We start from the raw sequence: 20,013 nt of genomic DNA on the forward strand, positions 1-20,013 counted from the left end.
GGAATCGGAAAGCCCAGATCGGCCGATCCGAATTTACTAACCTTTAGACGCGAGTTGGACATGGGAGTGGCGTTTGGCGCAAGCAGTACGGTTCTCCCGTGGTGATTGAGGATGATACTGGCGGTGTCATAAAACGCTCTGGCACACGGTTGCTGGCAACGCATTGACTGCGGAGGAAGTGGCGCGCGCCCGCAAAACTCGCTGAAATCGGGACTTGGCGGGCTTTCGGCACGAGCCTCGATACCTTCGAACGAGCGCGATGACCGAGCTTCCCGGCTGAGCCCGCTACGTGTCGATCGCCGGCGAGGCGTGCTGTTGCGGCGCCCGAATCCAAAAGAGTTTGAAAAGTGGCGCCATCGATCGCATCAGGCCGAACGGCAGGAAATTGCTCCCGAGCCTTGCGGCGCCGGCGGGCCGGCTGAACGGCGGTATAACAAGAAGAGACGTCGTCGCTACTGATAACCAGGTCGCCCACCCGGCGACTGCAATGCGCTTCGCCATCAGGGGAACCCAAATGTTTGTGTAATTTTCGACTTGGGAAAGCTAAATGCCGCCCGGAACCAAATTGAAATCGCGGCGTTTGGGGACTTGCGGGGGAATGTATCGTTCGCACGCGAGGGGCATTTATCCGACATGGATCGACCGGGGAGGGGCACTGTGACTGTGCAGGCATCCAAGACGCAATTGGACCGTCGTAGCATACTGAATTCTCTAAAGGCCTTCCGGCGCGGTGACTTCTCAGTCCGCATCGACAACGTCTACGAAGGCCTCGATTCCGAGATCGCGGAAACCTTCAACGAGATCGTCGATCTGAACGACCAGGTGTCCCGAGAATTCGAGCGTCTGAGCAGGGTCGTCGGCAAGGATGGGCGGATAGGCGAGCGTGGCCGCGTCCGAAACGCTACAGGCAGCTGGGAATCCAGCGTACGCTCGGTCAACGATCTCATAGAAGACATGGTCCAACCGACGGCCGAGGTCGCGCGCGTCATCGGCGCCGTCGCTAAGGGTGATCTGTCGCAGACGATGATGGTCGAGATCGACGGTCGACCGCTGCGCGGCGAATTTCTGCGCATAGGCAAGATCGTCAACACCATGGTTGGTCAGCTTGCTTCCTTTGCCTCCGAGGTAACGCGCGTGGCGCGCGAAGTCGGCACCGAAGGCAAACTCGGCGGCCAGGCGCGCGTGAAAGGAGTCGCCGGGACGTGGAAAGATTTGACCGACAACGTCAATGCCATGGCAACCAACCTGACCGGCCAGGTGCGCAACATCGCGGAGGTGACGACGGCGGTTGCATCCGGGGACCTGTCGAAAAAGATCACCGTCGACGTGAAGGGCGAGATTCTGGAGCTGAAGAACACCATCAACACCATGGTCGACCAGCTCAATTCCTTCGCCTCGGAAGTGACACGCGTGGCGCGCGAGGTCGGCACCGAAGGCAAGCTGGGCGGCCAGGCACGCGTGGAAGGGGTCGGCGGGACGTGGAAGGATCTGACCGATAATGTGAATTCCATGGCCGAAAATCTGACCGGCCAGGTGCGCAATATCGCCGAGGTGACGACGGCCGTCGCCTTGGGCGACCTTTCCAAGAAGATCACGGTCGATGTGAAAGGCGAAATCCTTGAGCTGAAATCGACCATCAATACCATGGTTGATCAGCTCAATTCCTTCGCCGGCGAGGTAACCCGCGTCGCGCGTGAGGTTGGCACCGAAGGCAAGCTCGGCGGCCAGGCGCAAGTGCGCGGCGTTGCCGGCACGTGGAAGGACCTCACTGACAACGTCAACTCGATGGCTGAAAACCTCACTGGACAGGTGCGCAACATCGCAGAGGTCACGACGGCGGTTGCCTCTGGAGACCTTTCAAAGAAGATCACCGTCGCGGTTCAAGGCGAAATTCTGGAATTGAAAGACACCATCAACACGATGGTTGATCAGCTGAACTCGTTTGCCTCGGAAGTGACGCGCGTGGCGCGCGAGGTCGGAACCGAAGGCAAGCTGGGCGGTCAGGCCGAGGTGAGGGGCGTCGGCGGCACATGGAAGGATCTGACCGACAACGTCAATCTGATGGCTGCCAATCTGACCGGACAGGTGCGCAACATCGCAGAGGTCACGACGGCGGTGGCTCGCGGCGACCTGTCGAAGAAGATCACCGTCGACGTCAAGGGCGAAATCCTGGAGCTCAAGGATACCGTCAACACGATGGTCGATCAGTTGAATTCCTTCGCTTCGGAGGTCACCCGTGTGGCGCGCGAAGTCGGTTCGGAAGGCAAGCTTGGTGGGCAGGCTCATGTCGAAGGCGTCGGCGGCACCTGGAAGGACTTGACCGACAACGTCAACGCAATGGCCGGCAATCTGACCGTGCAATTGCGCGATGTCTCCAAGGTGGCGACGGCGATTGCCACCGGAGACCTGACGCAGAAGATCACGGTTGATGCACTGGGCGAGATCTTGCAGATCAAGGACGTCATCAACACGATGGTGGATCAGCTCAATTCCTTCGCCTCGGAGGTGACGCGCGTGGCACGCGAAGTCGGCTCGGATGGCAAGCTGGGCGGTCAGGCGCAGGTGCGTGGTGTCGCCGGCACCTGGAAGGATTTGACCGACAACGTCAATGCCATGGCCGCCAATCTAACCGGCCAGGTACGCAACATCGCCGAAGTGACCACGGCCGTGGCGCTTGGGGATCTGTCAAAGAAGATCACTGTCGATGTGCGAGGGGAAATCCTGGAGCTCAAGGACACGATCAACACGATGGTCGACCAGCTCAATTCCTTCGCCTCGGAAGTGACGCGGGTAGCGCGCGAGGTCGGCACCGAAGGCAAGCTGGGCGGCCAGGCGCAGGTGCGCGGCGTGGCTGGAACTTGGAAAGACCTGACCGACAATGTGAACTCCATGGCCGAGAACCTGACTGGCCAGGTGCGCAATATCGCGGAAGTAACGACCGCTGTTGCGCGCGGTGACCTGTCGAAAAAAATCACGGTTGACGTGAAGGGTGAAATCCTTGAGCTCAAGTCGACCATCAACACCATGGTGGACCAGCTCAACTCCTTTGCCGGCGAAGTGACCCGCGTGGCGCGTGAGGTTGGCACCGAAGGCAAGCTTGGCGGCCAGGCGCGTGTCGAAGGCGTGGCCGGTACCTGGAAGGACCTGACCGACAACGTCAACCTCATGGCGACGAACCTGACCAATCAGGTGCGTGGAATCGCCGACGTCGTGACAGCGGTCGCGCAGGGTAATCTCAAGCGCAAACTGACGGTCGATGCCAAGGGTGAGATCGCTTCGCTCGCTGACACCATCAACGGCATGATCGAGACGCTGGCTACCTTCGCCGACCAGGTGACCAATGTCGCGCGTGAAGTGGGCATCGAGGGCAAGCTCGGCGGTCAGGCGCGCGTGCCAGGTGCTGCCGGCCTGTGGCGCGACCTCACCGACAACGTCAATCAACTCGCCGCCAACCTGACCACGCAGGTGCGCGCAATTGCCGAGGTTTCGACAGCGGTGACCAAGGGCGATCTGACCCGCTCGATCAGCGTCGAGGCCTCCGGCGAGGTCGCCGCGCTCAAGGACAACATCAACGAAATGATCCGCAATCTGAAGGATCAAACCCTTAAGAATGCGGAGCAGGATTGGTTGAAGACCAATCTCGCGCGATTTTCGCGCATGCTGCAGGGCGAACGCGATCTTGCCACCGTCTCGCGGCTTATCATGTCCGAGCTCGCTCCGCTGGTGAACGCCCAATACGGGGTCTTCTACGTCACCAACCGCGACGAAGAGGAATCCTATCTTGAGCTTGCGGCGTCCTATGGCGCCGAAAGCAGGGCCGCCATCAAACAGCGTCTCGATCTGCGCGAAGGTCTGGTCGGCCAAAGCGCTGCTGACAAGCGGGCCATCATGCTGAACAATGTGCCGCCGGAATTTCTTCGCGTCACGTCAGGTCTCGGCAGTGCCTCGCCAGCCAACGTCATTATTCTTCCCGCCTTGTTCGAGGATGAGGTCAAAGCCGTTATCGAACTCGCCTCGTTCGGCGAATTTCGCGAGACGCACCAGTCCTTTCTCAACCAGCTGATGGAATCCGTCGGCATCGTTCTCAACACCATTGCCGCAACGATGCGCACCGAGGGGCTGCTCAAGCAGTCCCAGCTGCTGACCTCGGAATTGCAGGCGCGTCAGACCGAACTGACCAAGAAGCAGGAAGAGCTGCATGCGACCAACGAGGAGCTGCAGGAAAAGGCGCAGCTTCTCGAGAACGAAAAGAAGCAGGTGGAAAACAAGAATCTCGAAATCGAGATGGCGCGGCGTGCTCTGGAGGAGAAAGCCGAACAACTGGCGCTTACGTCGAAGTACAAGTCCGAGTTCCTGGCCAATATGAGTCACGAGCTGCGCACACCGCTCAACTCACTGCTTATTCTTTCCAACCTTCTTGCGACCAACCAGCAGGGCAATCTCAATGAAAAACAGGTCGAATTCGCGCGGACCATTAACTCTGCCGGAACCGATCTTCTCAGCCTCATCAATGACATCCTCGATCTGTCGAAGATTGAGTCCGGTACCGTCTCCATAGACATCAACGATATGCCGGTGACCCATCTGCGCCAGCATATGGAACGCACATTCCGGCAGTTGGCCGCCGACAAGGGCCTCGGTTTCACCATCAAGGTCGATCCCGCACTTCCCGAGACGGTCCGCACCGACGAGAAGCGCCTGCAGCAAATTGTCCTCAACCTTCTTTCGAATGCATTCAAGTTCACCTCGCAGGGCGAAGTCAGCCTGAATTTCCGGGTCGAGAAGGCCGGCCGCCGCAATGGCTCCGGGCAAGCGATGAAGGCCTTGGCGATCGCCGTGACCGACACCGGCATCGGCATTCCGGAAGACAAGCAGAAACTGATCTTCGAAGCCTTCCAGCAGGCCGACGGTACCACCAGCCGCAAATATGGCGGCACCGGGCTTGGGCTATCGATCAGCCGGGAAATCGCACGCCTGCTTGGCGGTGAGCTACGCGTTGAAAGCACGCCCGGCAAGGGCTCGACCTTTACGCTGGTCATACCGTTCGACGGCCCCCATGCGGCGGCCGCTCAGTCGGTCTTGCCTGCGCCAACCGAGGCAGTTGCCGCGCCGGCATCGCTCGGCAGCTCGCCTTCGGCGGAGCTGATCGACGATCGCGATTCCATCACGCCGACGGATCGGGTCGTATTAATCGTCGAAGACGACCCGACCTTTGGCGGGTTGCTGCTTGGTCTCGCGCGTTCGGCCGGCCTCAAAGGTGTCTTGTCGACCGCCGGTTCCGGCACACTTGCCCTGGCCCGCAAACTCGTTCCTGATGCGATTACGCTCGATCTCGGTCTTTCGGATATCGACGGCTGGGTGCTTTTCGATCTGCTACGTCACGATCAGAAGACCAGTCACATCCCGGTTCATGTCATCTCGGGTGCCGAGGATATCGACGCTCTCGCCCGCAAGGGGGCGTCCAGCATCGCGACCAAGCCTGTCTCTTCCGAGGAACTGATGAGGGTGTTTCAGCATATTCATTCCAGGAAGCTGCGCATTCAGAGGCGCGTTCTGGTCGCGGACCCCGACCCGGAGCGCCGGCTATCGCTGGTCGAAGCGATCCGCGACGGGGTGACGTCGGTCACTGCGATCGGCCGTTTTGCGGCAAATGCCGACGATATCGGCACGGCTTCGTACGATGCCGTCGTGCTTGGCTTCGGGCGCTCGGCTAGGGACAATGCACAGGTGCTCGACGAGCTCACCGGCCAGTTTGGCGAAGCGTTGCCTCAGCTGTTGTTCTTTGCCCCTCATCCCGATGCGCTTGAACAGGTGTTGGCCCTGAACCCGGCGCTTGCGAATGCGCCGCGGGCCGAGAATTTTGCCCAACTGGCGCTGCAAATCTCGGCGACCCTGCCCGGAGAAGGACGCGAAGAGGGGGATCCAGCAGTCGAGCAGGCCGGCAAGTCCGATCTTGCCGGAGCGAAAGTGCTTATCGTCGACGACGATATCAGGAACATCTACTCTCTCACCAGCGTCCTTGAGACCTACGACATTCAGGTTCTGCATGCCGAGCGCGGCCGCGACGGCATCGCACTGCTGGAGCAGACGCCCGATGTCGACGCCGCTTTGATCGATATCATGATGCCGGAGATGGATGGCTACGAGACGATGCGGCGCATTCGCGGGATGCCGGCGATCGCTCACATCCCGCTTATTTCCGTCACTGCCAAAGCGATGAAGGGCGATCGGCAGAAGTGTTTGGACGCCGGTGCTTCCGATTATATCGCCAAGCCCGTCGATCTCGATCTCCTGCTGGCATTGCTTCGTGTCTGGATAGGCCGTTCCAGGGCACGCACGGACACTCCGGAACAGATGCTCGTGGCAGTGAACTGACGGCCATGCAAAAACCTCAGAGGAATAAGGTCAGAAAGCTTGAGGCCGGGCAATTGGCCGAGAGACCGGCAAGGGCGCGGATCCTTGCCGTTGATGACGATGAACGTAATCTTCTGGCGATCAGCGAAGTCCTTGCTTCGACGGGCGATGTCATCTGCGCGCAATCGGGCGAAGAGGCCTTGCGGTTTCTGCTGAAGGAGGACTTCGCCATCATCCTCCTGGATGTCCTCATGCCGGGAATAGACGGCTATGAGACGGCTGCGCTTATACGCCAGCGCGAGCAATCCAGGCGCACTCCCATCATCTTTCTTACAGCCATCAACAAGGAGCAGGCCCACATGCTGCGCGGCTATGATGTCGGCGCGGTCGACTATGTGTTCAAGCCGTTCGATCCGGTCATGCTGCGTTCGAAAGTCGCTGTATTCGTCGACCTCCACGAAAAGACGGCGGAAATCAAGCGAAAGGCAGCGACCGAGAAGAGACTGCTGGCACAGGCACTCCAGGCGCAGAAGGACAAGCTTGAGGCGGAGCAGACGCTGCGCAACGTAGAGGAACGGCAGGACGCCATTTTGAGTTCGCTGCCGGTTTGTTTCCATGCGAGGGCAGCCGAGCCGCCCTTTGCAGCGCGCTTTGTCACCGATGGAGTGGAACGTCTGACCGGTTTTTCGGCCAAGACATTGACCTCGGATCCGCCCTTTGGCCTCAGCAGGGTCCATCCGGACGATCTCGCCAGGTTGGAGCAAGCGCTGCTGGCGGCAAAGACGACCGGCTCCTACACCTGTGAATTCCGCTGGCTGTGCGCCAATGGCGAGTATCGGATCTTTCTCGACCAAGGTGTGATGTCTAGTGGCTCTGATGGCCGCGCACCGGAAATCTTGGGGACGCTGCTTGACGTCACCGAGCGGCGGGCTCTCGAGGACCAGCTGCTTCAGTCGCAGCGACTTGACGCCATCGGCAAACTGACCGGTGGTTTGGCTCATGATTTCAACAATCTGCTCGCCGCAATCTTGAGTGGGCTGGGACTGCTCGAACGCGGTGCAAGCTTGGATGACCAGTCCCGGCAGGTTCTCGAGCTGATGCGACGCTCGGCCAGACAAGGGGCCGATCTCGTCACTCGAATGCTCGCCTTTTCGCGACGCCAGACGCTGAAACCGCAAGCGGTGCGTCTTGCAGGGTTTGGCGACACCATGAACGGGTTGGTAGCGCCAGTTTTAGGGGGCTTGATTCGCTTCGATTGGCAGATCGACGACACGGTATGGCCGGTACATGTCGATGCCGGGCAGCTTGAACTTGCGCTGATGAACCTTGTTTTCAACGCACGCGATGCCATGCCATCTGGTGGAACGATCGTTGTGCATGCAAAAAATCGTGCCCTCAACGCGACGTCGCAAGATTTGGCGGCCGGCGAATATGTGGTCGTAACGGTCAAGGACACGGGTTCGGGAATCGCTCCCGACATTCTGGAGAAGGTCATAGAGCCATTCTTCACGACAAAGCCGGTTGGAAAGGGAACTGGGCTCGGGCTCAGCACGGTTTATGGCTTCATGAAGCAGTCCGGTGGTTCTCTTCGCATCGACAGCGCCCCTGGACGAGGAACGGCAATGGAACTGTGGCTGCCACGCTCTTTTGATAATTCCTTCAACGATAACGCGGCGAGCAACGAGGAACCCGTAACTTACAGCGGCAAAGAAACCCCGTCTGTCCTTCTGATTGACGACAGCAGCGTGTTGCGGCAACTGACTGCCGAGTCGCTTCGGCGGCGCGGTTTTCCGGTAACCTGCGCGTCCGGCGGCGCTGAGGCGCTGGCTGCCATTGAACGGGCACCGCATGATTTTGACGTAATCGTCACTGACTTTGCCATGCCGCTAATCACCGGGATCGACGTCATTCGATTTGCGCGTAACCTTCGCGGCGACTGGCCCGCCGTGATAGTGACGGGCTATGCCGAAGCGGATACGATTTCGGATCGCCCGTCGGACGTCCCATTGTTAAGCAAGCCGTTCCGAGAGAAGGATCTCATCGAGGGGATCTTTCGGGCAATCGCACAGGCGGCCACGAAAATAACAAAGGCAGGATAGGGCGAGCCACTTGACCGCAGCGAAGCGTCCAGGAAACCATCTCGCTGCGCGCCAAACGGGTCAAGGCTGCGACGCTGTGAATGTCGAATGCACTCCTACCAATCTCTCAGCAGGGGCCTAGCGCCTGACCTTGAATCAGCCAGGGCGTAAGCGCGAAGACTGCATTGCCATTGCGCCTCGGCCTATCTGATCGGCGAAAGAGCCGAACCGCGGCAGCCGCACGTCCCATCGCAGGGTCGCGCTGGCCCGGCGCCCTCAATACCCCTCGGGACACCGCGCAACATAGACGCGCCCCTGGCGATCCCTGTAGCGGCACTGGCCGGCCTCGCTGGCGTGCCCGATCACCGCTCCGGCGATGGCACCCGCAGCTCCGCCGACGACCGCGCCTTGGACTGGGTTGCCAGCCACGGCGGCGCCGATTGCCGCCCCACCCAATCCGCCCACGGCAGCACCCTGTTCCGTGCGGGAACATGCAACAAGCGCACTGAGAAGGCTTAATACGAGCATTGTCCTTTTCATGAGTCGTCCTCCAGCAGCCCGAAAGTGAGCCGGATGTTAAATGCGCGATTCCCGCTTTGGATCCACATCAGCCTAATTTAGATCTGGCTAAACGATGATTTTTGACGAGCCACATGAGTATCTCGGCGGATCCCCGGAGTGCGGGCCTCGAGCGCTGTGCCGCCGCCTTTCGGCACACTTCGGATCTAATCCAAGCCAAGCGGAACATCCAAAGCCTCGACGCATTGCATTAGCAAAGATGGAGCTCGTTCGGTTTTAGGGACCAGCATGCTCCTTCTTCTCAAGGCGATCTGGCCAGGCTGGTTCCCGCGCCGTTGCCTGCAGAGACAGCGAATCCGGTCACAGCGAGCAAATGACTCTCGGCGATAAAAAGAGAGCATGTCAGGCGGGGTTTTGGCGTCGCCATGGCCTGTGTGAGTGCGACGATAACCGCTATCGTACCGGGTCCACGCCGCCCTTAGCATTTGTTGATGAAAATGCATGTGGACGAAGCCGGTGGGCACGCGCGTTGGGGCGCTATGAGCATGAACAATTCTATGCTCCGTGAAAGGCATCCTTGGCTCGGAGGGTTCCGCTTGCTCCGGAACGCGCCGGCCTCAGCCTTGCTGCCAGACTTGCCGACAGTCCGCCGTCATTTCGCAGTGGTGTTGAATTCACGGTTTGCTGCATAATCGATGGTGAAAATGCCCGGAGGAGCGCGAACGCCCTCCTTCACATTGGAGATAGTGACCGTCGTGCTTTACCCTCTTTCGTCGGTTAGGCTCCATCTGCGCAAATCGAGCGATTTCCTGTCGAAGACCATCGTGATGTTCGAGTTTCCAAAGACCGACTTGTCGGCCAGCTTGATGGTAACAACCTGGGCGCCATCGTCTTTGACACTTTTCAGGCGACTGCCAGAGAATTCGACCTTGTCGTCCAGCAGGAGCTTGAGCGGCGTCTTCGAGAGAGAATCGAGGTGCGACGTCTTGAGCCTTTCGTTGTAGATTTCCATCTGCAATCAAGCTGATCCCGGATTTGCCTGCATAGTCGAACCGAAGCTTGCCCGGGCATTGGAGAAAAAATCTACCTCCGCTCTTTTCCTCCCTTGGGCCGGACTGAACGAAGTCCCCGGACATGGACTTTATCGCCGAGAAATGATTGGCAATCGTCGCTGCATCTGAGATGCGCGTCCGAAAAGGCAGGCGCAAGGTCAAGATTGATGGCGGTAGCGCTGACAACTACAAACCCGGAAGCCAGCAGTCTTTTGATCTTTTCCGCATTCCAGGTTCGAGCGACTACATGATTTCATTAACGGGCAATCCATCGCCTAAATTTTCTCTCGCCGATTGCGATAATGCCCCTCTCGTGCTCGATGACGGCGACGAAGCTTTTGGCCGATGTCCTACCGTTACGTTGTAATACATTTGTGCCCGGCTCTCGAATTGAGAGCCGGGCATAGGGCTGCCGTCAGTATCCTCCATTCTCGTCCTGCTGGATAACAACGTGGCGATGCCGATGGTGCGATCGATCCATCGGGCTTCGGATTACGACCGTGTCGGAGCGATGGTGCCGGCGACCGTGATCGAAGAAAGCGATATCGCCATGTCGGCGGTGATGGAGGCGATGTCCTTCGCGATAGATGACCACACGATCATTGTTCCAGTGAGTGTCGGTGATGTCGATGGTCTGAACTACGATCGCGTCGGCCGAGGCCACGGATGGTACGAGCAGGCACAGTGCCGAAGCACTAAGAATGGCGGTTTTCAGTTAAGATCCTCAACGATTTAAGATGGCCCTTCGCCTGCTTAACATCGTGTGATCGCTTTGGTTCCGGGCGATTTGAGGAAGGCTGGCGGGTGGTGATCTATGAGCAGGAGCATCCAGGACTCGTCCCGATCAAGAGGTGGACTTCGATCGCGGCAGCAATTGCCGCTAATAAGGTCGCCGGCCACTGAACGGTTGCGGCGTTTGGAAGAAAGGGGTTTCCTAACGTTACCGAAGGACCCGCCGGGGCATCGAGGGGACTACGGGTCGGGCGATGGCGAAGGGCGTATCGTCGAGATCCATTGGTAGACGCTATTTCGGAGGTAAACGGATGTCCTGTTGCCATCAAAAAGATCTCGGTCGTTTGTCGGACCGTTTCCAAGGCGCGCACCAACGCAAGGACCAAAGCAGCAAAACCCGCTAAAGCCGCCCAAGGACGACGTCGTAAAAATACGGCCTCCTATGGAACATTAGGCAGTCGGAAATGTTGATTTCGACGCAATGACCAGATCGGCAGGCAAACAGCGTGGACTGCCTATTATTTTGGAGGCCGACATATGCACAGCATTATCTACATCGTAGGGCTAGTCGTCGTTGTTCTTGCGGTGCTGAGCTTTTTTGGCCTGAGGAGATAGGCCGGCAATATCGTTGGTGCCGCTACTGATCGCGGAATGGGATTGCCTGGTAGCCGACCGAGCTGAGGGAGACCAGGTAGGCTCCTAAGGCCGCGGCCAATGCTGAAAAACGTCAATGCGCTACCGCTTATGCGCCGGCAATCCTCGCAGTTCGGTTCGGCAGCTTCGCTGGGGCCAACGACCTACCTTAGGAATGTTCCATCTGGAACTAGCACTGGCGTGGGCGGGTTATCTTTGATCAGGAGTGTCAAGACATGCGTGACAACAAGAGCCATCGCGAAACCGGGGCGACAAAATATCCGGCAAAGACCGGCGCGGACCCTTCGGATGCATTCTCTCAGGACGCGGCGGGAAACGAGAAGACCAAGCATGGCGGTGGGCTGACGCGCCCCGTGAATGAGGTGGAAGACAAGACTCATCAATCAAACGGGCAGCAACCATCCGACCAAGTACCCAATTCAAGGTCATAACCCTCGCCATCTGGCGTGGCTGTCGCGCCGATCACTAATATCGCCCTGGGGAATTTCCCTGGCCAAAGTCACTGGCCTGGATAGGCTCCACGCAGATTGCGACGCCATCTGCTTCCCGATCCGGAAGTTGAAGACACGCTCCTGCGGCCAAAGCGTCGCGCAGGCATGGAGGCTTCGCTGTTCAAAACCTTTCAACGACCGTCGAAAATCGTCCTCACCTTCTCCGCGAGATCTTCGTTCCAGAATCGAGAATACCGTCGTGAACGATAGCGTTGCGCGTGTAGCCCGTGGTGTAGAGAACCTTGAGTTCTGGATTGTCCGTGCGCAGGATATCAACCATTGCCGCCCCGACTTTCCGGCATGAAGGCATCGTTGTAGAGCCAGATGTGGTCCTGGCCCCAGACGACAAACATAGGTTGTGCAGAGCCTAGAATGAGATCGACGAGTGTCTTCAGCTCTGTGGGCCATGAAGAGACCGGCCCGATAGATGTAGCGCCCCAACCAAACGAACCGATACGCTCAGCCATGTCTCCGGCGCTGCGAAACGCGGCGCTCGCCCTGTCCTTGCTGGATGGTCCCAAGATATCCCCCGAAATATCGAACCGGACAAAACGGCGGTTTTGGTTGCACGGCAAGGGGTAGGGCAGCGTGCGCCGCATGAAAGCAGACGCGGTATCGACATCGCTGTTCAACTTTTTCCTTGAACGCACGTTGTGTCCTGAGGCGGTGGCAACTCAGAAAAGTGGCCGTATCTAGCTTCGCGCGCTGGTAGGATCCACGACGCACGGCTGCTCTGTGCGCTTGCCAATCAGTCTGCGGTTTTGCCCAACGTATCCGCTACAACTGCACCACGCTTGCCCATGGGCAGGGGCGGGCCTGTCGTGGAGTCTAGGGCTGTCTGATGCTCCATCTCGACATTGATCGCGGCACCGACGGATGATGACGGAAATCCACGTCCACATCATCAAACCGACTACGGCGCCGAGGGATCTATTGCGGTATGGCCTTCTGCCGGTTTCTGGGACACCGAGATAAGGTGTTTAACGGAACTGGAGAGTTGGAATCGAAGGAAATTCAGCCGCGAGTTAAAGCTTGAGGCTGTTAGATTGATCAAGGATCGGGGCGTTACGGTGGCCCAGGCTGCCCGCGACCTCGATGTCCACGATCGCCTATGAGGAACGCGAAAAACGCAGCCTCATCACGCTCAACCTGATGTCGATCCTATTCACCGTCGGAGCGTTGCTGATCGGCATCGTGCTGTTGCTCACGGTGGGCGTCGTTCCCGCATTCTTGCGCTATTTCTATCTCGATGCGTGGACGGAGACGCTAGTCGCAGCGGCCCGGTGGCCGGTCCTGGTCTGCGCGATGCTGACCGGAATTTCTCTGCTTTATCGCTTCGGCCCAAGCCGCGAACGCGCCAAATGGCGTTGGCTGAGTTGGGCTCTTTGATTGCGACCGTGGCGTGGATCGCGGCGTCGTGGTTGTTTTCATCCTATTTGCAGAATTCGCCAACTACAATGCCACCTACAACCGACGCATTCCCCTGATTGCGTATGATCAAAAGGCAACGCATTTTTCCGCTACGGCACCCGGAGGGATTGTCCCTTTCTAGCGCCACAGAGTGAGCACCAGTGATCACCTTCACGCAGCTGGAGTTATCCTATGACTTCAACGCTTGAGCTCCAGGTTAGCGCCAAAAAGTTCACCGACCAGGTGCTCCAGACGCTGCTCGCGATACCGCGCCCGCTACCGGACCCCTACCTTGGCATGCAGCTACAGCGGGTGCGCTACCGCGGCGCGAGCCTCCGCCGCGACGTGATGGCGTCCTACCAACTATTGCATGTCAACGCCGGCCACGACCAAGGTCCCGGCTACAACGCAATCACCGCGCGACAGACGCAGCTGGCTGTTGACGTTACTGTCGATATAACGGCCGAAGCCAACATCGCAGCAAACCCGAACCGCGTCGCTACTCCGGATGTGACCATCGACGGCACGCTCATCTTCGACCTCGAGGTAAAGCAATCTTCGATTGGCGTGCTGGCGCTTTAGACGAGATTCCGCGACCTCCTGGTCGGCATCACGTTCCCGTCGATCGCGGGCGTCGTCGACCCAAAGCAATGTGCGATGGACAAGCTGAAAGCGCTTCTCAACCTGAAGCCTCTCAAGTTGGATCTCTCGGACACGCTCGCCAAGGGCCTGCAATTCTGGAACCAGGGGATCGCCCTCGACGCGACCGGGCCGAGTGGCCGACGACGGCAACGCCTATCGCTGGACCGACTTCTATAACGGCGTGATGACGGTGAGGCTCGGCGGCGCCGACTGGGCCGTTGTCGCACTTCCAAAGGACCTGAGCCTCACGATCCAGACGCAGATCTGGGGGCGGCTCACGCAGGCGCTCGGCCAGTATCGGGTGCGCACCGTCGATGTGCAGTATTCTGGCCACGGCGATCGCGCCTCCTTCACGATCAGGCCCTATCTTAATGTGCGGGAGGACGGCGTCGAGGTGCTTGGCAACGTCGTCTCGGCCTCGTTCGGTATCTCGGTGGGATACGAGGCCGGCGAGGTAATAGTCGAAATCGACGCCTCCGCGGCCGACGACCTTGCCGACGGGATTCGGGCCGTGATCGCCGGCCTCGTCGCAGCGTTCGTCCCGCTCGTCGGTTTGGCTGGCGGCGATAGTGCTCAACGAGCTGCTCGGCGTGCTGCTCGACGAGGTGTCCCACACCATCGCCGAGATCGCCTCCGGGATCGACGGTCTCCCGGAGGGTACGACGGTGGAGGAAATCGAACGCTTTAAGTACCGCGCCCGCATTCCGTTCACAGCACCGAGAGCCCTTCCTGGCGCGATCACGACGTTCTCAGCCGATGCCGAAGCGGTGACCGTCGGCGGCACATGGAGCGTTACGAACCTAAGCCCCGGCGAGTTGAGGGTGACAGCGTCGCGGTTTGCACAAAACGCTCCGTTCGTGTCGTGTGGCGTGCTGGGCTACTCCACCCTCAAGGCATTCGACGACGACCCAGCCCGCTCGATCAGTATGCATGCGAGGCTAAGCTCACGACGACCGGCACAGCGTCCGTATCGGTCGACAAGGTCATTCCCGTGCGCATGCCCGCCACCGACGGCAGCACTGGCGCTGCCCTCGAAGCTCGAGCTCGACGGGCCAAGCTCGCTGCAGCTCGCCGAACCGATTTTGGTCGAAGTCCGCACTAGCATCGGTGTGGTGCGGCCGAAGTTCGACCAGGTCGCCAGCACTGTGATCACGTGCAGGAACTGAAGCGGCTGCGATCGCAGATCAACGCGAACCTGGCCCACTGCGACGCCGAGGAGCTACCGATCTGGTGGCTCAAGAAGCACGATCTGATTCCGGGAGGCCCAGACCTCACACCCGAGGAGATTAAGGCCAAGCTTCAGGAGGAGACCGTGACCACCATCCCCGCCTTCAACTAATCCCCCTAGTTGCGAGGCGCTGGGTGCCTTCTCGCACCATAATTCCGTTGCGGCCGCGCTCCTTGGGCGCTGAGAGGACGGGCTCCTATGCGACATGGTGTAGACAGCGAGGCCCGGAAATGGCGGAAGCAAAAGGGCGCTTCGAGGCAAAGCAATGGGCGTCGTGTGCGGCCCGCTCGACAAGCGTCATTTGCCCATTGTCAGACTGTAATGCTTGCTTTTGATGCCTAAGAGACCCTGGGTGCGGCCAGCGGCCTCGCCTAGAGCCCTGAGCGCATTGAAGAATGTCGCCCCTCCCGTAAAGGGCGCAAGCAACAACAGCACCAACCCGGACAGAAGTTTGAAAATTGCAGACACAGGCGCACGGAGCCATTTCGATGCCGGCCGTCGATGAGATTTGTCATTCAAAGATACAAGGGCGTGGTCGCGCGCTCGTCTAATCTGGTACCATGGCGACAGCCGTTCGCGCACGATCTGCTCGCGAACGACAGCCTTGGGTGCCCACCCCGTCTTGGCACCAAGTTGCCATGCATCCCGCAAAAACCGCGTATCTTCTCCTCCAGTTAAATTATAGCGCTCATCGAACCTCAAGTTCGCCTTTCGAACGAAAGGCAGGCTCACAAGCCAGTTATTCGTTGAGAGGACAATCTCTGACTCTTTGCCGTTGGCTTTTCTTTCGCCGCATGTTTGCTCCACCTGCTGTACGCGCGATGAGAGACCCTTCCAGACGATTCGGTTCCAGAAGGTCAATGGACGCGGGTCAACAAATGCCCTGACCGGCCCTCCGACAATGTCATATTGGCCGCGTTGTTGTTCCGATAGCAGTTCGAGAATCCAGGTGGGCGTGACGACCTCATCGTCATCAACGAACGCCAAGCCATCGAACTTCGAGTTGATAGCAAACTCGAGAGCGGCGTTGCGCGCGAAAACAATACCCAGCCGCGGTTCGACAAGGTGATGAATCTTGATGCTAGCACGGGTTGCCGCAAAACGCTCAACTGCCTGCCGCAAGACTTCGCCATTGCCATTCTCAACGAGAATGATTGCCAGCTCAAGGTTCGCTCTGATGTCGAGGCGAGCAACCGAGTCAAGAAGTTCTGAAACCATTTTCGGCCGATCTCGCGAGGCAATGCCAATATAGACGCGCGTCATTACCTCAGCACGCGGTTCGCGGATCATCGCCTTGCCGTCAATGATATGTGAGAGTCGGGACCTGGCTCATAGTGGAAGTGACCTCGGCTGACGGTGCCATAATTGAAGAGTTTGACGGAAAAGTTTTCTGCGAGCTCCTCAACGAGCATGCCGCTCAACTGAACCGTCCAACCAGCGCCCAGACACCGGTGATGATCAAGTCCGAGCGGAGCATAAGAAGCGCCTGAGAATTTCTTGTCGACAAATCGGTCGGGCTTGAAGACATCCGGATCGAGAAACTGGCCGGGGTCTCTGTGCGCTTCCCAAATGCAGATCCTGACTCGACTTCGCCTTGGAATAAGGAAGCCTTCGAAGACGATCGGCATGATGGCAGTCCGAAGGATAAACTCGCTTTGCTGCATGCGGAGGGTTTCGGATACTGCTGATTTTGCCATCAACTCGCGTCGCCCAGCATCGGGTTCGGCTGCTATCAAATTCAGGTAACTCTCCTCGCCCGCCAGTTCGAGAAGTATCCAACGCCACAAGCCGTGAAAATCGTAACGAGCAAATTCGGTCATATGTATCAAATTGCCAATGACCGTGTCATCGAGCGTTTGGGACCGCACCATGTATTCGAGTAAGCTCGAAGGCGCAGGTTCCGATCGTTTCAGGTCGTCCGCCAATGCAAGCACTAAACGTTTGATGCGCTCGTATTTGGCGCGCTCGGTGGGCGTGATGACAATATGCATGCCGTTTGGGGCATAGTCATCGTACGCGTCCGTGAGTTCACCAGCGATCTCGGACCCGTCTTTGGCACCCAAGACGAGTTGCAGCATCAACGCCGTCGACGCTTGTTTAAGAATTCGAGCTGCTGCCTGGGAGCGCAGCCGGCCTTCGCCGGTGGTCAGTTCGGCCAGGCGGCTGCGAAGGATAGTCCTAAGTTCTGCGCTGCGACCTTCAAGCGAGACGGCTCGGAAAGCAGCTAGAAACATGCGGCGATAATGGACGTGGGTGCTTCCCTCCATTGCTCGTAGGAAGCCCTCTGGAAAGATCGGCGTCATATCGATCGTGGCGGCGCGCAGCTTGGCTTTGTTTTCCGTCAGAAACCTCAGGCCTAGTTCATGCCCCACGATGCAGGTTGTCAGCTTTCCACCCGACCATGTCTTGAAAATATTGCCGTATTGACGGTGCTGTTCAAGAAGATGAAATTGGTCAGCGGGCGCCCCGCTACTCTTTGAAATAAGTCCGGGAGCCAGTCGGCTTGATGTGAAAATACCGTGCAGCCATGCTTGGCCTATTTTGCTCGCAATTTTCAGGCGATCTAGATGTCTCTTCGTAGCGCCCATTCACCACATTCCCGGATGTCCGCGAGCGTCCCTCAATTGTCGCCGACGTTGACGTTTCAAGCTAGCGCTTCCAAGCTGCGATGCAGCCGTTCATCGGGGGGCGGCAGATAGGTGGTTACCTCTTTGGGAACCGCAAAATCGCGACAAAAAGAATTTCGCAACTCGTGCCGCCAGTTTTGATCGTTTTGAAAAAAACCTACGATGTCGACTGAGTATCAAGCTGCTCGCCCTCTTTTCAACCCTAAACGAACGGGACCGAGTTTAGTTCATGTCGATGAGCGAATAATCCAGAAAAATGCGTAGGTTGGTGAGCCCCTATTCTCGTCGCATCACACGTTAAGATGGACCGCGCAGTTCTGGGTTGGCCCTGCACCGACGCGCCTGAACAGCCCTGCAGGGTTCGCCTTTAACGACAGCCTGCCGCATGGTAAGGGGTTGCTCATGCAAATCTTAGCGCCGTCTTTTGTTAGGTTGCTTTCCACACCCACCGCCAAAGAACGAAAGCGCATACTTGCATCGATGCCAGGTGGACCGTTCACGTCAAAAACGACACGGCCTAACCGGTTTCTTGACTTGGACACAGCCATCATCTCGGCCACCCGGTGGTTACCGATAGACAAGGAAGTCACCGTTCACGACATGGCTGCATCTGACGGTATTACGTCTTTGGAACTGTTCAACAGGCTAAGCCACGAGCGACCTGTCAGGCTTACGGCAAGCGATTACTACGATGAGATTTGCGCGGCCCGCAAAGGGATATTCTGGGTCTTCTTCGACAAAGACCAAGTTGTGCTCCAGGTAGCACTGGGCGCTATCGCATTGAGAAGCCAGCGGGCAAATGAGTTTTTGGCTCGGCTGTTGTCTCCAAGCGTAACAAAGCTGACGTCCGTTTCACTTTTCCATCCCGACGTCATGGCAAGGACGAAAATTGACAACTGCTTCGTAGCAACTAGGGATAATTTCTTTTCGCCTTCACCTACGCAGTATGATGTCGTGCGCGTGATGAATGCCCTTGGGGAGAGAAATTTTCCGCGCGTTCAAATCGAACGCGCGCTCCGGGCCGTTGCAAAGACAGTCGTCGATGGCGGTTTGCTGGTTTTGGGACGCAGTGCCGACGAACTCGATGGTGGTGCTCAAGCCACGATATTCCAGCGGCGTGAAAATATGTTCGGAGCTGTTTCCGACATGAGAGGCGGTTACGAATTGAGGGATTTCGTGTTGGAGCTGCAGCCTGATGCTTAAATTGACAAGACTGTGTTTCTTAGGATTGCTTGCGACCCGCCGCCGTGCCTGACACCTCATCCAACCCAAGCAACGCGGACGGCATTTTCTGGCTATTGATTCCCGGATCCGGACCGTCTGCTGCCGTGAAGAGTTTCGGGCGCCGGCAGGCGTACGAAAGTCCCCGATGAAGGAACCCGCGGGCCACAGGCGATGGCTATGGGGATTTCGATTTTCGGCAGGCGTCGGCGATGGCGCGACCGCCGCCGGGAAGCGGCGGGTTTGATGCGGCCGGACCGCTTCGCCTTTCAGCCATGCGGTATTAGCCCTGGGATGCTTGTCAGCGCTGAGCTTGATGCAGCGGACCACTTGCGAGGCGAGTATCTGGCTTGCGCGCCCGCGATGCGATTCATTGAGGATACCGTCGTTCGAATGCCGGAGCTCGTGAACCAGCTCGCCACAGCGCAGTTGCGACTGAACGACGCCAGGGCCGCCATCGCCAAGTCTTGCGCTCTAAGAGCCCCGAAGCGTTCCCCACCCCTCAAAGATATGCATCGGCGGCTACTTGCCCGATTGATGCGGCCCGCAGCAAGACGCGCTTAGAACGGCGGCCAGCCGAAACGCGCGCTGGTGGGCTTCCTGGCCTACTATCTGATTACTGCGGGCAGGCGGTTTCATCATCACGCGCAACTGCATCTTGTCGATAGTAGCGACGATGGCAGCCGCCGGCGCTTCAGCCTCATGGATCAGCTCCGGCCCGTAGAGGCCGTTTACAGCTTCCTCGCTCGGCAGCACGCCGGGCGGGCAGTGTTCCTCGATCGTGCGCCTTCATCACGCTCAAACATGCAGTCGTCTAAAATGTTCCGAAGCTATTTTAGCGAAGGCTAATTGAATCGCCGCTTGTGAGTCCTGTGCATGCGTTTGAAGGCCGTCGCGTCCTCCGCCGATAACGACGAGCATCGAGTAAGTGGCCGCTGAGGTGACACGGTGGAAGCTGATGGGGCTTGGCGCCCTCGGTGTCACCTGTATGGCGGCGGCGACTCT

General features: G+C 58.4%; 16 protein-coding genes and 3 pseudogenes. 12 read left to right on the plus strand and 7 right to left on the minus strand.

Annotation, left to right across the window (positions count from 1 at the left end; translation table 11 throughout):
- Positions 1-663 precede the first annotated feature (663 nt).
- Together D3242_RS29415 and D3242_RS29420 are read left to right on the plus strand one after the other, a co-directional pair.
- The gene (locus D3242_RS29415; RefSeq protein ID WP_425374471.1) at positions 664-6,375 is read left to right on the plus strand and encodes a HAMP domain-containing protein; all 5,712 of its coding nucleotides are present in this window, start codon (positions 664-666) and stop codon (positions 6,373-6,375) included.
- Positions 6,376-6,380: 5 nt separating this feature from the next.
- Complete coding sequence (locus D3242_RS29420) at positions 6,381-8,453, plus strand: response regulator (RefSeq protein WP_019864005.1); 2,073 nt, start codon at positions 6,381-6,383, stop codon at positions 8,451-8,453.
- A gap of 255 nt (positions 8,454-8,708) precedes the next feature.
- Here the strand turns inward: D3242_RS29420 and D3242_RS29425 are convergent, their stop codons facing one another.
- Both D3242_RS29425 and D3242_RS34160 read right to left on the minus strand, forming a co-directional pair.
- Positions 8,709-8,972, minus strand: a complete 264-nt coding sequence (locus tag D3242_RS29425) for a YMGG-like glycine zipper-containing protein (RefSeq protein WP_027047926.1) — start codon at positions 8,970-8,972, stop codon at positions 8,709-8,711.
- 739 nt (positions 8,973-9,711) lie between these two features.
- Positions 9,712-10,087 (minus strand): annotated as a pseudogene (locus D3242_RS34160) (outer membrane lipoprotein carrier protein LolA).
- A 22-nt stretch (positions 10,088-10,109) separates the two neighbouring features.
- Between D3242_RS34160 and D3242_RS34165 the strand changes: the two are divergent.
- The 3 genes from D3242_RS34165 to D3242_RS33390 all read left to right on the plus strand — a co-directional run bounded on the left by D3242_RS34165 (position 10,110) and on the right by D3242_RS33390 (position 11,820).
- Positions 10,110-10,370, plus strand: coding sequence for a hypothetical protein (locus tag D3242_RS34165; protein ID WP_223217970.1), 261 nt, complete (start codon positions 10,110-10,112; stop codon positions 10,368-10,370).
- A gap of 90 nt (positions 10,371-10,460) precedes the next feature.
- Positions 10,461-10,739, plus strand: a complete 279-nt coding sequence (locus D3242_RS33715; protein ID WP_199201953.1) for a hypothetical protein — start codon at positions 10,461-10,463, stop codon at positions 10,737-10,739.
- 865 nt (positions 10,740-11,604) lie between these two features.
- Entirely contained in the window at positions 11,605-11,820 is a 216-nt protein-coding gene (locus D3242_RS33390; protein ID WP_147377503.1) for a hypothetical protein, read from the plus strand.
- A 332-nt stretch (positions 11,821-12,152) separates the two neighbouring features.
- Here D3242_RS33390 and D3242_RS29440 read toward each other — a convergent pair whose 3' ends face one another.
- Positions 12,153-12,512: a hypothetical protein gene (locus D3242_RS29440; RefSeq protein WP_223217969.1), complete on the minus strand. Its 360-nt coding sequence runs from the start codon at positions 12,510-12,512 to the stop codon at positions 12,153-12,155.
- 116 nt (positions 12,513-12,628) lie between these two features.
- Positions 12,629-12,809: pseudogene (locus D3242_RS34170) on the minus strand (ribonuclease); the annotation flags it as partial.
- 60 nt (positions 12,810-12,869) lie between these two features.
- On the opposite strand from D3242_RS34170, the pseudogene D3242_RS29450 reads away from it, so the two are divergent.
- From D3242_RS29450 to D3242_RS29470, 6 genes and pseudogenes are all read left to right on the plus strand, one after another.
- Positions 12,870-12,992: pseudogene (locus tag D3242_RS29450) on the plus strand (transposase); the annotation flags it as partial.
- A gap of 40 nt (positions 12,993-13,032) precedes the next feature.
- The gene (locus tag D3242_RS29455) at positions 13,033-13,269 is read left to right on the plus strand and encodes a YhjD/YihY/BrkB family envelope integrity protein (RefSeq protein ID WP_236952537.1); all 237 of its coding nucleotides are present in this window, start codon (positions 13,033-13,035) and stop codon (positions 13,267-13,269) included.
- Between the two features lie 213 nt (positions 13,270-13,482).
- Positions 13,483-13,872, plus strand: coding sequence for a hypothetical protein (locus D3242_RS29460; protein ID WP_019864010.1), 390 nt, complete (start codon positions 13,483-13,485; stop codon positions 13,870-13,872).
- Positions 13,873-14,065: 193 nt separating this feature from the next.
- Positions 14,066-14,620, plus strand: coding sequence for a hypothetical protein (locus D3242_RS29465; RefSeq protein ID WP_147377504.1), 555 nt, complete (start codon positions 14,066-14,068; stop codon positions 14,618-14,620).
- Positions 14,502-15,098: a hypothetical protein gene (locus tag D3242_RS33395; RefSeq protein WP_147377505.1), complete on the plus strand. Its 597-nt coding sequence runs from the start codon at positions 14,502-14,504 to the stop codon at positions 15,096-15,098. The genes D3242_RS29465 and D3242_RS33395 overlap by 119 nt, the downstream gene beginning before the upstream one ends.
- Positions 15,086-15,271 carry a hypothetical protein gene (locus D3242_RS29470; RefSeq protein WP_019864013.1) on the plus strand — a complete coding sequence of 62 codons (186 nt, stop codon included), beginning with the start codon at positions 15,086-15,088 and terminating at the stop codon, positions 15,269-15,271. The genes D3242_RS33395 and D3242_RS29470 overlap by 13 nt, the downstream gene beginning before the upstream one ends.
- Before the next feature lie 186 nt (positions 15,272-15,457).
- Here D3242_RS29470 and D3242_RS29475 read toward each other — a convergent pair whose 3' ends face one another.
- Both D3242_RS29475 and D3242_RS29480 read right to left on the minus strand, forming a co-directional pair.
- Positions 15,458-16,450, minus strand: a complete 993-nt coding sequence (locus D3242_RS29475) for a glycosyltransferase family 2 protein (RefSeq protein WP_019864014.1) — start codon at positions 16,448-16,450, stop codon at positions 15,458-15,460.
- The gene (locus D3242_RS29480; RefSeq protein ID WP_019864015.1) at positions 16,447-17,748 is read right to left on the minus strand and encodes a cytochrome P450; all 1,302 of its coding nucleotides are present in this window, start codon (positions 17,746-17,748) and stop codon (positions 16,447-16,449) included. The genes D3242_RS29475 and D3242_RS29480 overlap by 4 nt, the downstream gene beginning before the upstream one ends.
- A gap of 573 nt (positions 17,749-18,321) precedes the next feature.
- Between D3242_RS29480 and D3242_RS29485 the strand changes: the two genes are divergently transcribed.
- On the plus strand, positions 18,322-18,990 hold the full coding sequence (locus tag D3242_RS29485) for a hypothetical protein (protein WP_019864017.1): 669 nt from the start codon (positions 18,322-18,324) through the stop codon (positions 18,988-18,990).
- 816 nt (positions 18,991-19,806) lie between these two features.
- Here D3242_RS29485 and D3242_RS34520 read toward each other — a convergent pair.
- Positions 19,807-20,013 (minus strand): hypothetical protein (locus D3242_RS34520; protein ID WP_245435308.1); only part of this gene is annotated, 207 nt, incomplete at its 5' end.

It is taken from the genome of Mesorhizobium jarvisii (assembly GCF_003601985.1).
Taxonomy (GTDB): Bacteria; Pseudomonadota; Alphaproteobacteria; order Rhizobiales; family Rhizobiaceae; genus Mesorhizobium; species Mesorhizobium jarvisii.